General features: G+C 67.8%; 10 protein-coding genes. 9 read left to right on the top strand and 1 reads right to left on the bottom strand.

The genetic code is table 11. The annotated features are described in order from the left end of the window. Positions 1 to 252: 252 nt before the first annotated feature. The 4 genes from ACFQVC_RS28680 to ACFQVC_RS28665 all read left to right on the top strand — a co-directional run bounded on the left by ACFQVC_RS28680 (position 253) and on the right by ACFQVC_RS28665 (position 4,696). Positions 253 to 1,233, top strand: a complete 981-nt coding sequence (locus ACFQVC_RS28680) for a LacI family DNA-binding transcriptional regulator (protein ID WP_381836085.1) — start codon at positions 253 to 255, stop codon at positions 1,231 to 1,233. Positions 1,234 to 1,562: 329 nt separating this feature from the next. Continuing rightward, entirely contained in the window at positions 1,563 to 2,657 is a 1,095-nt protein-coding gene (locus ACFQVC_RS28675; RefSeq protein ID WP_381835939.1) for a glycoside hydrolase family 62 protein, read from the top strand. 39 nt (positions 2,658 to 2,696) lie between these two features. Then, positions 2,697 to 3,599 (top strand): alpha/beta hydrolase family protein, encoded by a 903-nt coding sequence (locus tag ACFQVC_RS28670; protein ID WP_381835937.1) that lies wholly within the window; start codon positions 2,697 to 2,699, stop codon positions 3,597 to 3,599. Between the two features lie 65 nt (positions 3,600 to 3,664). After that, positions 3,665 to 4,696, top strand: coding sequence for an endo-1,4-beta-xylanase (locus tag ACFQVC_RS28665; RefSeq protein WP_381835935.1), 1,032 nt, complete (start codon positions 3,665 to 3,667; stop codon positions 4,694 to 4,696). A gap of 306 nt (positions 4,697 to 5,002) precedes the next feature. Here the strand turns inward: ACFQVC_RS28665 and ACFQVC_RS28660 are convergent, their stop codons facing one another. Then, positions 5,003 to 6,205, bottom strand: coding sequence for an alginate lyase family protein (locus ACFQVC_RS28660; RefSeq protein WP_381835933.1), 1,203 nt, complete (start codon positions 6,203 to 6,205; stop codon positions 5,003 to 5,005). Positions 6,206 to 6,842: 637 nt separating this feature from the next. Between ACFQVC_RS28660 and ACFQVC_RS28655 the strand changes: the two genes are divergently transcribed. The 5 genes from ACFQVC_RS28655 to ACFQVC_RS28635 all read left to right on the top strand — a co-directional run bounded on the left by ACFQVC_RS28655 (position 6,843) and on the right by ACFQVC_RS28635 (position 15,815). Continuing rightward, positions 6,843 to 9,149 carry a beta-L-arabinofuranosidase domain-containing protein gene (locus ACFQVC_RS28655; protein ID WP_381835931.1) on the top strand — a complete coding sequence of 769 codons (2,307 nt, stop codon included), beginning with the start codon at positions 6,843 to 6,845 and terminating at the stop codon, positions 9,147 to 9,149. A gap of 512 nt (positions 9,150 to 9,661) precedes the next feature. Next, on the top strand, positions 9,662 to 9,907 hold the full coding sequence (locus tag ACFQVC_RS28650; protein WP_381835929.1) for a hypothetical protein: 246 nt from the start codon (positions 9,662 to 9,664) through the stop codon (positions 9,905 to 9,907). Between the two features lie 23 nt (positions 9,908 to 9,930). Then, entirely contained in the window at positions 9,931 to 11,235 is a 1,305-nt protein-coding gene (locus ACFQVC_RS28645; protein WP_381835927.1) for an extracellular catalytic domain type 1 short-chain-length polyhydroxyalkanoate depolymerase, read from the top strand. A gap of 64 nt (positions 11,236 to 11,299) precedes the next feature. Further along, positions 11,300 to 14,116 carry a carbohydrate-binding protein gene (locus ACFQVC_RS28640; RefSeq protein WP_381835925.1) on the top strand — a complete coding sequence of 939 codons (2,817 nt, stop codon included), beginning with the start codon at positions 11,300 to 11,302 and terminating at the stop codon, positions 14,114 to 14,116. A gap of 7 nt (positions 14,117 to 14,123) precedes the next feature. Further along, the gene (locus ACFQVC_RS28635; RefSeq protein WP_381835923.1) at positions 14,124 to 15,815 is read left to right on the top strand and encodes a ThuA domain-containing protein; all 1,692 of its coding nucleotides are present in this window, start codon (positions 14,124 to 14,126) and stop codon (positions 15,813 to 15,815) included. Positions 15,816 to 15,864: the final 49 nt, after the last annotated feature.

Genomic DNA, 15,864 nt, shown 5'->3' with positions numbered 1-15,864 from the left:
TTGCGCCCACCGCTCCTGTGGCCGCTGTGGCTGTGGTCTGCAGGTGCCGGATGTTCGCGGAGGCGCACCTTCAGGCCGCGCTCCCGCGGAAGCGAGTGCCAGAATGACGGCTCGCAGGCGGTGGCGATCGCGTGGGTGGCATGCATGACCAGGCGTGCGGGGCGTCCGTGCGGAACGGGAAGGGCAGTTGTGGCGGACAGTCGTGGGGGAGCGTCGGTGGGCAGCGGGAAAACCGCCCAGGGCGTCGGGCCGATGTCGGTGAAGATCGCACAGATAGCCGAGTTGGCGGGCGTATCGGTGCCGACGGTGTCGCGGGTGCTCAACGGCCGGCCAGGGGTGTCCGACGCGACCCGGGCACGCGTTCAGGGGCTGATCAACGAGTACGGGTACCGCAAGTCCTCGGACGGCAAGCAGAAGTTCATCGAGCTGATCTTCCGAGAGCTGGAGAGCATGTGGGTGGGGGAGATCATCCGTGGTGTCGAGGAGGTGGCCCGCAGCAACCGCGCCGGCGTCGTGGTCTCCAAGTTCGGCCTGCACGACACCGACGCCTCGGTGGACGACACCGTGGGGCGACGCCCGCTGTGTGTCCTTTCGGTGTTCCAGCTCCCTGAAGCGGAACGGGAGCGGCTCAAGGAGAAGGGCATCCCTTACGTCGTCTTCGATCCGGTGGACGACGTGCCCGACGGTGTCCCTTATGTCGGCGCGACCAACTTCAAGGGGGGCCAGTCCGCGACGCGCCACGTGATCTCCCTCGGGCACCGGCGCATCGCCATGATCGGCGGGCCTGATCACGCGTTCTGCCTGGCCCGGGCGGCGGGGTACCGGTCCGCTCTCGAAGCGGCCGGGCTCCCCGTCGACCCGGATCTGACGGTCCGTGCCCAACTCACGCGCGAGGAGGGCTGGGGCGCGGCACGCACCCTGCTCGGCAGGACCGACCGGCCCACCGCGATCGTCACCGCGAACGATATGCAGGCGCTCGGTGTCTACCTGGCGGCCCGCGAGGCGGGGCTGCGGGTCCCGCACGATCTGAGCGTGGTCGGCTTCGATGACATGCCGGTTGCGGTGTGGGCCGATCCTCCGCTGACGACGGTGCATCAGCCGTTGAGCGAAATGGCGGCCGCGGCCACCGAGTTGGCCCTCGCGCTCGGCCGCCGGGAGCGAGTGCCGCAGCTCGGCCTGGAGATCGCCACGGAACTCGTGGTCCGCCAGAGCACGGCTCCGCCGGCGCCGTGATTCCAGAACCGTCGAAGAGCTGAACGCCGCTGGGCAGGCGAGCCGAGCGCGGCGTCCGGCTCGGTCCCGGTGTGCTCCAAGTCGCCTGCGTGTCACGGGCGTTGAAGCCTATGCGGAAGAAAGTTTCGCGCAATTCTTTCGATCGGAAGGCCGAAAATATTGCGTTCGCAGCATTGACCGGACTCCGTCAAGCGCACCATCATTCCTACGTCCGAAAGCCCGACCGGTGTTCGGTATTTCGACCTAGCCGCGATTCTGTCGGGCCTGAGCCGAACACTCGGCCCCCCACTCACCGCATGCGCACCATTCGAGCCGCTATGGAGCTGCCCATGCCCCCCACACTTCGTCTGCGCCCCCGCCACCACCGCCGCCATGCGTATGTGGCCCTGCTCATCGCCCTGCTGGCGGCGTTCTTAGCCGTGCCCGCCGAGGGGGCGACACCGGAAGATGTCTCCCGGCAGGACCTGCCGGGGAGTTTCCGGTGGTCGTCCACAGGGCCGGTGATCTCACCGCAGCAGGACGGCAGCAACTCCGTTGCCGTCAAGGACCCCTCGGTGGTCCAGGACAAGAACGGCCGATGGCACGTCTTCATGACCACCGCCGCGCGTACCTCCGGCGACTGGAGCCTGGCCCACACCAGCTTCGATGACTGGTCCCAGGCCGCCACGGCCAAGCAGACCCACCTGGAGACCGCCTCCGCCATCGGCCCCGGCTACCGTGCCGCCCCGCACGCCTTCTACTTCGCCCCCAAGGACGAGTGGTACCTCGTCTACCAGACCGGCCTGCCGTCGTACTCCACCACCAAGGACATCAACGACCCGACCAGCTGGTCCGCGCCGAAGAACCTCATGGACAGCGTGCCCGACGTCGTACAGGACAACATCGGCGACGGCAACTGGCTCGACTTCTACGTGATCTGCGACGACGCCAAGTGCTACCTGTTCTCCGCGGACGACAACGGCCACGTGTACCGCTCCGAGACCACCGTCGCGACCTTCCCCAACGGCTTCGGCAACACCCAGATCGTGCTCGAGGACTCCCGCGCCGCACTGTTCGAAGGAGGTGCGGTCTACCGCGTCCAGGACACCGACACCTACCTGCTGATCTGGGAAGCCATCGGCGGCAACGGAATCCGCTACTACCGCTCCTTCACCTCCAAGGGCCTGACCGGCACCTGGCAGCCGCTCGCCGCCACCGAGGCCGCCCCCTTCGCCGGTTCCGCCAACGTCACCTTCCCCGGCGGTGCCTGGACGAAGGACATCAGCCACGGCGAGCTGATCCGCGCCTCCAACGACCAGACCATGACCATCGACCCCTGCCGGCTCCGGCTCCTCTACCAGGGCCGGGACCCCAACTCCGGCGGCGAGTACTCGCAGTTGCCCTACCGCCTCGGCCTGGCCACCCAGACCGACTCCACCTGCTGAGACCTCCCTGCTCCACCCCCCCCACGCAAGGAGTCACACATGTCGTTGACTCGACGTACCTTCCTCGGCCTGACCGCAGCCGCGACAGCGGGTCTGAGCACCTCCGTGCTCGGCTCCGCAGCGCATCCCGCCTCCGGCGCCGAACGGGCGGCGCCCGCCGGCGAGTTCGCCGTCGGAGTACAGCAGTTCAACTGGAACCGCGGCACCCGCTCACTGTTCACCAAGGTCTTCTACCCCACCCCCGGCAGCCCCGGCGGCGCCCCCATTCCCGGCGCCCCGCTCGCCGACGGCGTGTTCCCCGTCGCGGAGTGGAACCACGGTGCCTACGGCAACTCCGACTCGTACGCCTCGCAGACCCACGCGATAGCCTCCGCCGGTTTCATCTGCCCCGCCCCCTCGATCTCCGACAACACCAACATCGGCTCCGTATACGGAGGGGAGTGGTCCAGGGACGTCTCCGAGGTCATCACCCGGACCCTGGCCCTGAACACCAGCGGCCCCTTCGCCGGGCACATCGACACCGAGGCCGGCGTCGGCGTCTCCGGACACTCGATGGGCGGCATGACCATCCACGGCCTGGTCACCGCCTGGCCCGACGACCGGATCGTCGCCGCGGTCCCGGTCGCCTGTGTGGACATGGGGACCCCCGCCGCCTCGGTCCATGCGGGCGTGCTGTTCATCCACGGCGAGAAGGATCCGACGTGTGACTACGCCCTGGCCCGGCGGGCCTACGAGGAACTGCCCGCGTCCAAGGCCTTCCTCACCCACGTCGGCGCGGACCACGCCGCGTACCTGAACCCAGGGTTCCCCACCTTCGACCAGACCCAGAACACCCTCGTCGACTGGTTCCGCTGGCGGCTGTACGACGACACCGCCGCCCGTGACCGCCTGCCCGCCGACGCCACCAGTAGCGGCACCCGCTGGGAAGCGGCGCTGGCCTGACGGCCGACGCCCGCAGCAGCCCCGGCACTTCCCCCCCCCATCCCCCCACCAGAGAGAGACCCGCAATGACCCACGGATCCTCCAGAAGGCGCGCCCCGCGACGTACCCGGACGGCGATCACCGTCGCGGCCGCAGGTGCCCTGGCGGCAGCGGCCGCCCTGGCGTTCTCACCCACTGCTCAGGCCGCCGACACCCTCGGTGGCGCGGCCGCTCAGAGCGGCCGGTACTTCGGGGCCGCGGTCGCTCCCCATCTCGGCGAGGCCGACTACGAGTCCACTCTCAACCGGGAGTTCTCCAGCGTCGTCGCCGAGAACGCGATGAAGTGGGACGCCACCGAGCCAAGCCCGAACCAGTTCAGCTTCAGCGGCGGTGACGAACTCGTCGCGTACGCCAAGGAGCACGGCAAGTCGGTACGCGGCCACACCCTGGTCTGGCACGCCCAGCAGCCCGGCTGGGTCCAGGGACTGACAGGCGATGCCCTGCGCCAGGCGATGCGCAACCACATCACCAAGGTCGCAGGACACTACACGGGCCAGATCGACTCCTGGGACGTGGTCAACGAGGCATTCGAATGGGACGGCAGCCGACGCCAGTCCAACCTCCAGAAGCAACTCGGCGACGGCTGGATCGAGGACGCCTTCCGCACCGCGAAGGCAGCCGACCCCAAGGCCAAGCTCTGCTACAACGACTACGGCACCGACGGCATCAACGCCAAGAGCGATGCCATCTACCGGATGGTCAAGGACTTCCGCGCCCGGGGCGTACCGATCGACTGCGTCGGCTTCCAAAGCCACCTGGCCTCGAACTCCGACCTCGGCACCTACCGGCAGAACCTCCAGCGTTTCGCCGACCTCGGCGTGCACGTGCAGATCACCGAGCTGGATGTCGGCGGCTCCGGGACGGCCCAGGCCAATGTGTACCGGCAGGTCACCCAGGCGTGCGTGGCCGTCGCCCGGTGCAACGGCATCACCGTGTGGGGCGTGACCGACAAGTACTCCTGGCGCGCCCAGGAGACCCCGCTGCTCTTCAACGACAGCTACCAGAAGAAGGAGGCATACGGCGCGGTCCTCGCGGCGCTGAACAGCGCGGCGAGCTGACACAGGCCGGGGCCCGGCGACCGTCTCGCCGGGCCCCGCACCCGTACGCGGCGTGCGGCTCGCCCCCTCACCAAGGTGCGCCGCGCCCCCGCGGGTATCTCCCGCACGCGGACGCCATTGCTCCCCTTGACCGCGTACGGCACCGACCTGGCACGGTCACCGCTGTCCTGCCTGGACGCGTTGGTGAGGGTGAGGCGGCCCATGCCACGGCGACGTGCGGCAGTTTCGAGCTCCGCTGCCCGCTGCTGAAGCGCCGGTCATGACGAACCGAGGCGGGGCGCCATGTCAACGCCCGGTGCGGCAGGCCTACTTCGCGTACAGCAAGGTGCCGAAGCCGAGCTGATCGTAGCCACCGCTGTTCGGGCCGTAGTCTCCGCCGCCACCCTCGGGACGGCCCTTCTCGGCCATCGCGGTGATGTACGGAACGGACAGTCCGCGGCGCCTCGTGTAGTGGTAGTGCAGCATGTCCCACACCGGGCGCCCTTGGCCGCGGCCGCCGGAGCCTATGACGGTCTGGTTCACGTTGTCGCAGTTGTTGTAGGTGGTGTACGGGACGTTCTGTCCGAGGTTGTACTTGGCCACGTACTGAGCGGCCTTCATGAACCGGTTGCCGTCCGCGGCGTATAGGTCGACGCCCTGGTTCCAGGCCATCTCGCAGATCGCCCCCATCAGGCCGATGCCCATGATGCTGTGTCCCTGGTCGCGGCCGGATTCCTGCCACTGGGCCAGGCCCGCGTCGTCGTAGACGAACGGGACCGCGTTCTTGAGCGCGCCGGTGCCCACGCCGTTGTGGAAGTAGTCAACCGCCTCGTCGAACTTCGCCTTGTCGTCGCAGAGGATCCCGATGGCCAGGATCGAAGCCATGTTGCACAGGTCCCAGTTGGCCCAGTAGTGAGTGTCGCAGGTGCCGTTGTGCCGGACGAGGAAGTCGGTGTTCAGCGGATAGAAGACCTCTTTCATCAAGGTCTGGAAACGTGGCAGGTCGAAACCCTCGTAGTCGCGGATGAGTTCGGCCGCGTTGGCGAACTGGTATCCGTAGATGCCCGAGGCGAGCCGTGACTCGGAGTAGGTGGGGTCGAGGGACTTCAGCGTCCTGGACCAGGCGTTGCAGATGTTCCGTGTGGTGTCGGCGTGGGCGGTGTCGCCGGTGATCTTCCAGCGCAGCGCGTTCTGATACGCCGCGTGGATGTCGTTGTAGAGGATCCCGTAGTTCTCGCCCTGGCCGCCGCCGCGGATGATTGTCTCCTGCGGGTTGGGGTCCCAGCCCGCCGCGGAGTGTGCATTGGCGGTCAGCCGTTTCCAGCCGGCGAGCCACGGGTCGTCGCCCGCGGCCACCCTGGCGCGAGCACGGCCCAGATCACCCTCGTTGTGCAGCATCCCGGGATGCGTGAAAGTGTCCGGCGCGGCGTACGCGGCGACCCCGCCGCCCATGACCCCGGCCGCTGTCAGCCCGCCGGTCATCTGCAGGATCGTGCGGCGGCTCATGCGGTGCTTGTTGTGGTGGGCCATGTACGCCTCCTGTGTGTGGGGGGAGAGGAGTCTGTGTCCCGGGCTCATGGGGGGCGGGGGACATCTGTTCCGGGTGATCCGCGCCGTACGGGCGAGGGGTCTCGCCCGGCCGGGCTCTTCCCGAAGTCGGCCGTGTGCGCAGACATGACACCAGATGGTTCGAAATACCGGATGTCGTGTGGCTGGTCGAATCCCTGATTGTGGCATCGGGGGATACGGGGGTCAATGCGCGTCACCTCTGTGAACTCCCATACTCGCTGGTGTAGTTGAGGCCGATCTCGGCCGCTGGGTTCCGGTCACGGGGCGTCGCGGCTAGGAACGGTGTCGGCGACGTGTTCCGCCGACACCGTCCGCCGCGTCGTCCGGAAGTGCTGTCGAGGCCGTTGACTTCCGAGTCGGCCCGACCTACGTTCAGCGCCGACCACGTTCGAATATTCGACCCGAGTTCGGTATTTCGAACGCTTGTGAGGCGAGGACGGCCTCGCTTCCGAAAGGAACTCCCATGCTCTGAATTTCACGCTTTCCCGACGCAACAGGCCTGCGCAGAAACGGGTGAGGCCGGGCGAGTGTCGCCGGCCTCCGCGAGCCGGCACAGCAACGACTGAGCAAGCCCTCTCTCGTCAGCGAAAGGTGCAAGATGTCTTCCTTCGTCAACAGGCGGCGACTCCTGCAGATAGCCGGGGCCACTGCTGCCGCCTCTGCGGCCAGATCCTTCATCGGCGAATCTCCCGTCCATGCCGCCACCCCCTCCGCGCGGGCCGCCATCGGAGTCCTGGCGCAGCCCTTCGCGCTCGGCCAGGTCCGGCTCACCGCGAGCCGGTGGCTGGACAACCAGAACCGCACGCGGAACTACCTGCGGTTCGTCGATGTCGACCGGCTGCTGTACAACTTCCGCGCCAACCACCGGCTGGCCACCAACGGCGCGGCTGCCAACGGCGGCTGGGACGCGCCGACGTTCCCCTTCCGCACCCACATCCAAGGGCACTTCCTCACGGCGTGGGCGCAGTTGTACGCCGTGACCGGGGACACGACCTGCAGGGACAAGGCGACATACATGGTCGCGGAGTTGGCCAGGTGTCAGGCCAACAACAGTGCCGTCGGCTTCAACACCGGGTACCTCTCCGGCTACCCCGAATCCGACTTCACCGCCCTCGAGCAGCGGACCCTGACCAACGGCAATGTGCCGTATTACACCATCCACAAGACCCTCGCCGGCCTGCTCGACGTATGGCGTCACCTCGGCAGTACGCAGGCCCGGGATGTGCTGCTCGCCCTGGCAGGATGGGTCGACCGGCGCACCGGCCGGCTGAGCGGTGAGCAGATGCAGGCCATGCTGGGGACCGAGTTCGGCGGCATGAACGCCGTGCTGACGGATCTCCACCTGCACACTGGTGACGCGCGGTGGCTCACCGTCGCCCGGCGGTTCGACCACGCAGCGGTGTTCGACCCTCTCGCGTCCAACCAGGACAAGCTCAACGGACTGCACGCCAACACCCAGGTCCCCAAGTGGGTCGGGGCCGCCCGGGAGTACAAGGCCACCGGCACGACCCGCTACCGGGACATCGCCACCAACGCCTGGAACATCTGCGTCGGCGCGCACACCTATGCCATCGGTGGCAACAGCCAGGCGGAGCACTTCCGTGCTCCGAACGCCATCGCCGGCTACCTGAACAAGGACACGTGCGAGAGCTGCAACACCTTCAACATGCTCACCCTCACCCGGGAGCTGTTCGAGCTGGACCCGGACCGGGTCGCGCTGTTCGACTACTACGAGCGAGCGTGGCTGAACCAGATGATCGGCCAGCAGAACCCGGCCGACGGCCACGGTCACATCACCTACTTCACCCCGCTCAACCCGGGAGGCCGGCGCGGAGTGGGCCCGGCCTGGGGCGGGGGCACCTGGAGTACCGACTACGGGACCTTCTGGTGCTGCCAGGGCACAGGCCTGGAGATGCACACCAGGCTGATGGACTCGATCTACTTCCACCGTGACAACACACTGATCGTGAACCTGTTCGTGCCCTCGGTGCTCAACTGGTCATCGCGCGGTATCACAGTCACCCAGACCACGTCCTACCCGAACAGCGACACCACGACCCTGCGAGTCACCGGCAACGTCAGCGGATCCTGGGCGATGAACATCCGCATCCCGAGCTGGACCACCGGGGTCACCATCAGCGTCAACGGCGTCGCGCAAACAGTCGCCGCCACCCCCGGCAGCTACGCCACCCTGAGCCGCTCGTGGGTCTCCGGCGACACGGTCACCGTCCGCCTGCCCATGCGGATCACCATGCGAGCGGCCAACGACAACCCGAATGTCGCGGCGATCACCTACGGCCCGGTCGTCCTGTCCGGCGACTACGGAGACTCCGCGCTCACCGCCCTTCCCTCCTTGATCACGTCATCGATCACGCGGACCAGCAGCAGCTCACTCTCCTTCACCGCCACCGCCAACGGCTCCACCGTCGACCTGGGCCCCTTCTACGACGCGCACGGCCACAACTACACCGTCTACTGGAACACCAGCCGTACCGCCCGGCTCGCCAACGCAGCCAGTGGTCTTGTACTGGGCATCCAGAACATGTCCACGGCCGATGGTGGGCGCGCCCTGCAGTGGCACGACTCGGGCACAGCCGACCACAACTGGGAAATGGTCACGGACGGAAACGCAGTCCGCTTCCGCAACGCCCACAGCGGCAAGGTGCTCGGCGTCGCGAACATGTCCACGGCAGACAACGCCACTATCTTGCAGTGGTCGGACAACGGCACCGCCGACCACAGGTGGACGCTGCTCGATCAGGGAGACGGGACCCACAAGATCCGCAACGAACACAGCGGCAAGTTGCTCGCCATCACGGACAACTCCACCGCCGTGGGCGCGTTCGCGATACAGGCCTCCGATGACGGCACGGCCGACAACCGGTGGCGCATCGTGCGGAATTAGGGCCACAGCACTCCGAACTCGCATGCCAGACCCACCGTTCCCCGGGGGGGGGTAGGGGATCCTGTTTCCAGGACTGTTGCTCAGCCGAACGCCCCGAAGGGTGTGGGGTGTTCTGGTCGACCGCGTTCCTGCCGCGCCCGGCGCCATCGGATCGTGCCCGTGGTCCGGGTAGACGGGGGCGGTTTCGGGAAACACGTCAGCCGTTCCGCAGTGAACGGCTGTGAACGGTGAATCGCGCCAGGGGTATTGACGCGGCCGCCACACCCTCTACTATCCAGAGCGCTCGACTGGTCGAGCGCTGTTCGAAATGCCGAACTTATCGCCCTATGCATCGCCCCGGTCGCTCGACGCGCAACGTACAGGGCCACCGCGCCCGGCTGGGCCGCACAAGGAACCTCCCCGGTACCGACCAGGACTTCACGGTGCGCTGACACCACCCCGATCGTCCATTCGCGAGTGGCGAGCGGCGAGCGGCCCCAGCCCGAGCGGGCCCGCCGCACGAGGAGGAACACATGAGACTCCGCCCCCTATCGGGATCCGTCGTGGCTGCGGCACTGCTTGTGCTGAGCGCGGGCAGCGGAGCGCTGGCCGGCAGCCCCGACCGAACCGCACCGTCCGGCGCTCTGACGCCGACCGCCGGATGCGGCAAAGCCCCGACGCTCACGAGCGGGAACCGCACGATCCAGAGCAGCGGCAAGACCCGCAACTACATCCTGCGTGTGCCCGACAGCTACGACCAGAAATGGACCCGGAGCTGATGAGACGAGCACTGAGAGCCTTCATGGCAGCGGTCGTTGCCCTGCTGGCCGCCGCGAGCGTCCTTCTCGGGAGCGGGACCGCCGAGGCCGCTTCACTCACCAGGGTGACCGGCTTCGGCGCCAACCCCACGAACCTGAACATGTACATGTATGTGCCGGACAACGTCGCCGCGCGACCGGCGCTCCTCGTCCTGGTCCACTACTGCGGCGGGTCGGCCGGAGGGATCTTCAACGGCAACGGTCACGACTACGTGGCCGCGGCCGACCGGTACGGCTACATCATCGTGCTGCCCGAGGCCACCAGGGAAGGGCACTGCTTCGACGTGTCCTCGCCCGCCGCCCTGAGGCGCGACGGCGGGAGCGACTCCACCGGGATCATGTCGATGGTTTCCTACGCCCGTCAGCGCCACCCCGTCGACCCCGCGCGGATCGTGGTGAGCGGATTCTCTTCCGGCGCCATGATGACCAACGTGCTCGCTGCGGAATACCCCGACGTGTTCGCCGCGGGCTCGGCCTTCTCCGGCGTACCGGCCGGATGCTTCGCCACGACCGACGGATCGCAGTGGAACGGGCAGTGCTCCAGCGGCAAATTGATCAAGACCCCGCAGCAGTGGGGCGACCAGGCCAGAGCCATGTATCCCGGATACGCGGGCAGTTATCCGCGGATGCAGCTGTGGCACGGCACCACCGACACCGTGCTCGCCTACCCGAACTACGGCGAAGCGATCAAGCAGTGGACCAACCTGCACGGCCTCTCCCAGACCCCCGGCTTCACCGACCATCCCCAGACCAACTGGACCCGCACCCGCTACGGGGCCACCACCACCGACGCCACCATTGAAGGGATCAGCGTCAGCGGCGTCGGCCATGAACTCCCGATGAGCGGGATGATCGCCCACGCGATCTCCTTCCTCGGACTCGATACGGGCACGACCCAGCCCCCTGCGGGCAGCGTCATCCGGGGCGTGGGATCGGGCAGGTGCGTGGACGTCGGCGGCGCTTCACAGGCCAACGGCGGGCAGGTGCAGATCTGGGACTGCCACAGCGGCGCCAACCAGCTGTGGACCCGCACCGCCGCCGGAGAGCTCCGGGTCTACGGCGGCAAATGCCTGGACGTCAGCGGCCGGGGCACCGCCGACGGTACGCCCGTGATCATCTGGGACTGCAGCGGCCAGAACAACCAGCAGTGGCGCTTCAACACCGACGGCACCATCACCGCCGCGGGCGCGAACAAATGCCTCGACGTGCCCAGCAGTTCCACTGCCAACGGCACAAAACTCCAGATCTGGACCTGCCACGGCGGACCCAACCAGCGCTGGACCCGGTAGACGTCCTGGAGTCGGCATCCTCCAGACAGGCAGACAGGGAATCCCAGGAAAGGATTCCGCCCCCATGTCCCCACGGCTCCGTTCGTGGGTCCGGCTTGTCTCCGCCGCCACGCTGGTGCTCGCATCCTGCGTGGCGGTCGGCGGCTCCGCGACCGCATCAGTCATCCCCGCTTCCGACTACCAGCAAGTCACCTTGGCGAAAGGAGCGGCCAAACTCGGCGAACCCATGTCGCTCGCGGTGCTGCCGGACCGCTCCGTCGTCCACACCGCACGCGACGGCACAGTCCGGATCACCACTTCATCCGCCACCACGTCCGTCGCGGGCAGACTCAACGTCTACTCCCACGACGAGGAAGGCCTGCAAGGGGTCGCGGCAGACCCGGACTTCGCCACCAACAGATACCTCTGGCTCTACTACTCTCCCCGCCTGAACACCCCCTCGGGGGACGCGCCCGCCAACGGGACGTCGACCGACTGGGCCGCCTGGAAGGGCCATCTCAACCTGTCCAGGTTCACCCTGAAGACTGACAACACCCTGGACATGGCCAGCGAGAAGGTCGTCATGACCGTGGACAACGACCGTGGCCAGTGCTGCCACGTCGGCGGTGACATCGACTTCGACTCCCAGGGAAACCTGTATCTGACCACCGGTGACGACACCAACCCGTTTGAATCCAGCGGCTATTCGCCACTGGACGAGCGCACCGGACGCAATCCGCAATTCGACGCGCAGCGATCGGCCGCCAGCACCAACGACCTGCGCGGCAAGCTGTTGCGCATCCATCCCGAACCGAACGGCACGTACACGATCCCGCCCGGGAACATGTTCGCGCCCGGGACGGCCAGAACCCGGCCCGAGATCTACGCGATGGGTTTCCGCAATCCGTTCCGGATGTCGGTGGACAAGGCCACGGGCATCGTCTATCTCGGCGACTACGGCCCGGACGCGGGAAGCACCAACCCGAACCGCGGGCCGAACGGCCAGGTCGAGTTCGACCGGATCACCGGTCCGGGAAACCACGGCTGGCCGTACTGCACGGGGACGAACACCGCCGCTGAGACCTACAACCGATACTCGTTCCCGTCCGGTCCCTCCGGGGCGAAGTTCGACTGCGCAGGCGGACCGGTCAACAGCTCCTTCCGCAATACGGGACTCACCACCCTTCCGGTGCCCAAAGCGGCCTGGATCAGGTACGGCGGGGACGCGGGGACGCCGCCGGAATTCGGCTCCGGCGCCGAGTCGCCGATGGGCGGGCCTGTCTACCGTTACGACGCGGCCCTGAACTCGCCGGTCAAATTCCCGCAGTCGCTCTCCGGACGGTTCTTCGCGGGGGAGTACGGCCGGAAGTGGATCAAAGCCATCGAGGTCACCGCCGGCGGCGGCTACGGCGACATCGGCGCGTTCCCCTGGTCCGGGACCCAGGTCATGGATATGGCGTTCGGTCCCGAAGGAGCGCTCTACGTGCTCGACTACGGGACAGGCACCGACAACCAGGCGGTCCACCGGATCGACTACGTAGGCGTCGGCAACCGGAATCCGGTAGCCGTGGCCAAGGCCGACCGGACCTCAGGACAGAGCCCCCTGGCGGTCAACTTCTCCTCCGCGGGCAGCAACGATCCCGAAGGCGCGGCACTCACCTACGCCTGGACCTTCGGCGACGGCGGAACATCGACCGCGGCCAACCCGTCGCACACCTACACCGCGAACGGGACCTACACGGCGAAGCTGACCGTCACCGACCCTCAAGGGCTGGCGGGAACGGCCAGTGTGCTCATCACGGTGGGGAACACCGCGCCCACCGTGAGTCTGAACACCCCGGCCGACGGGCAGCTGTTCGCCTTCGGCGACAGCGTCCCGTTCAACGTGACGGTGACCGATCCCGAGGACTCTTCGATCAACTGCGACAAGGTCACGGTCACGTACTTCATCGGCCACGACGACCACCGGCACCAGATCACCTCGCAGAACGGCTGCTCCGGGTCCCTCACCGTGCCCGTGGACGGCGAGCACGACACGGCCGCCAACCTCTACGGCGTCTTCGAGGCGTCCTACACCGATGCGGGCGGGCTGACGGCCCGCAGCACCCGGACACTGCAGCCCCGTCACCGGCAGGCCGAGCACTTCTCCGCCCAGTCGGGAGTGCAGATCGCCGCCCACGCTCCGGCCGAGGGCGGCAACACGGTCGGGTTCACCGACGACAGCGACTGGATCGCATTCCAGCCGTACAAGCTGGGGAACGCCACGTCGATCTCGGCGCGGGTGTCGTCCGCCGGCCCCGGCGGGACGATCGAGGTCCGCGCCGGATCTCCCACCGGAACGCTCATGGGCACGCTGACCGTCCCGGTCACCGGCGACTGGGAGACCTTCACCGACGTGACCGCGGCCCTGTCGGGTGCACCCGCCTCGTCCACCACCGTGTACCTCGTCTTCAAGGGAGTGACCGGTCAGGGGTACCTGTTCGACGTCGACGCGTTCACGTTCACGACCGGCACCCCCGGGGCCACGGTCGAGGCCGAGACCTTCTCCTCGCAGTCGGGGGTGCAGACCGCGTCACATCCGGCGGCCGGCGGCGGCCTGGCCGTCGGGTACATCAACAACGGCGACTGGGCCGCCTACGCGTCGGTCACCACGGCCGGTGCCACGTCCTACTCCGCACGGGTCTCCTCGGCGGGTGCGGGCGGCCAGATCCAGATCCGCTCCGGTTCCGCCACCGGAACGCTCCTCGGGACGGTCCCGGTCCCGGTCACCGGCGACTGGAACACCTTCCAGACCGTCTCCACCCCGCTGACCGGCTCCGCGTCCGGCCCTCTCTGCCTCGTCTTCACCGGCTCCGGCACCGGCTACCTCTTCGACGTCGACTCCTTCTCCCTCACGAAATGAGGACGCCATGAAATGCAGACGCGCGGCCGCCGCAGCCGCGGCCGCCCTGATCGGGTTCGGATTCACTCCCGCGCACGCGGCGGCCGACCCCGCCTACAAGGTCCTCGTCTTCTCCGAGACGGCCGGGTTCCGGCATGACTCGATCCCCACCGGTATCCAGACGATCCGCGACCTGGGCGCGGCGAACAACTTCACGGTGACGGCGACCGAGGACTCCTCCGCGTTCACCGCGTCCAATCTCGCCCAGTTCAAGAGCGTCATCTTCCTCAACACCACCGGCGACGTGCTGGACCCGGCGCAGCAGACCGCCCTCGCCTCCTATGTGGACGGCGGCGGAGGTTACGTGGGCGTCCACGCGGCGGCCGACACCGAGTACGACTGGCCGTACTACGGACAGCTCGTCGGTGCCTACTTCAGCAGCCATCCGGCGATCCAGCAGGTCACCGTCAAGACCGAGAACCGAGCGCACGCCGCCACCGCCGGCATCGGCCCGGCATGGAGCCGCACGGACGAGCTGTACAACTACCGCAGCAACCCGAGATCTCAGGTCCGCGTCCTGCAGACGCTGGACGAATCCACCTACAGCGGTGGCACCATGGGCGCCGACCACCCGATCACGTGGTGCCACACGCAAGGCACCGGGCGGTCCTTCTATACCGGGCTCGGCCACACCATCGCGTCGTACGCCGAGCCGCAGTTCCGCCAGCTCCTGCTCGGCGGTATCCGCTGGGCGGCCGGGACGACCAAGGCCGACTGCCGCCCGGAGACCGGTTACACGACGCTCTACAACGGGTCGACCTCGGGCTGGTCGCAGGCCGGGCCCGGCGGGTTCACCAACGCCGATGCCACCCTCAAGTCGACCGGCGGCCTGGGCATGCTCTGGTACTCCGCCAAACAGTTCGGCTCGTACGCGCTCAAACTCGACTGGAAGGCCGACGGGGACGACAACTCGGGCGTCGTCGTCGGCTTCCCGCAGACCGGTGACCCGAACACGGCCCTGAACACCGGCCATGAGGTCCAGATCGACGCGAGCGACACTCCGGACAAGACGACCGGAGCGATCTACGGATTCAAGGCGGCCGACCCCGCGGCCAGAGACGCCGCACTGAACCCGCCCGGCGAGTGGAACACCTATGAGCTGCTCGTCGAAGGCGAGCGGCTGCAGGTGTTCCTCAACGGAGTCAAGATCAACGACTTCACCAACACCGACCCGGCGCGGTCACTGACCTCGGGGCACATCGGCATCCAGAACCACGGAACCGGCGACGACGTGTCCTTCCGCAACATCCGGATCAAGGAGCTCGGCACGCCTCCGGGAACCGCCGCCCCTCTCCGGGGAGTTGCGTCGGGCCGCTGCCTGGACGTCTCCGGCGCGTCTCAGGCCAACAATGCCGCGACCCAGCTCTGGGACTGCCACGGCGGCACCAACCAGCAGTGGACCATGACCGGCGCGGGCGAGCTGCGTGTCTACGGCACCAAGTGCCTGGACGGCTACAACCACGGCACCGGCGCCGGCACCGCCGCCGTCATCTGGGACTGCAGCGGCCAGGCCAGTCAGCAATGGCGGCGCAACGCCAACGGCACCCTCACCAGCGTCCAGTCCGGACTGTGCCTCGACGCCAACGGCGCGGGCACCGCCAACGGCACAAAGATCGTCTTGTGGTCCTGCAACGGCGGGGCGAACCAGCAATGGAGCTGACCCGTGCCCCACGGCAGGGGCGTCCGCGGCCACGTACGTCTGCCTCAGT

Origin of the sequence: Streptomyces monticola, assembly GCF_042665355.1 — a bacterium.
Lineage (GTDB): Bacteria > Actinomycetota > Actinomycetes > Streptomycetales > Streptomycetaceae > Streptomyces > Streptomyces monticola.
The sequence above is the reverse complement of the archived record's forward strand: the minus strand, read 5'-3'. Positions and strand labels throughout refer to the sequence as shown.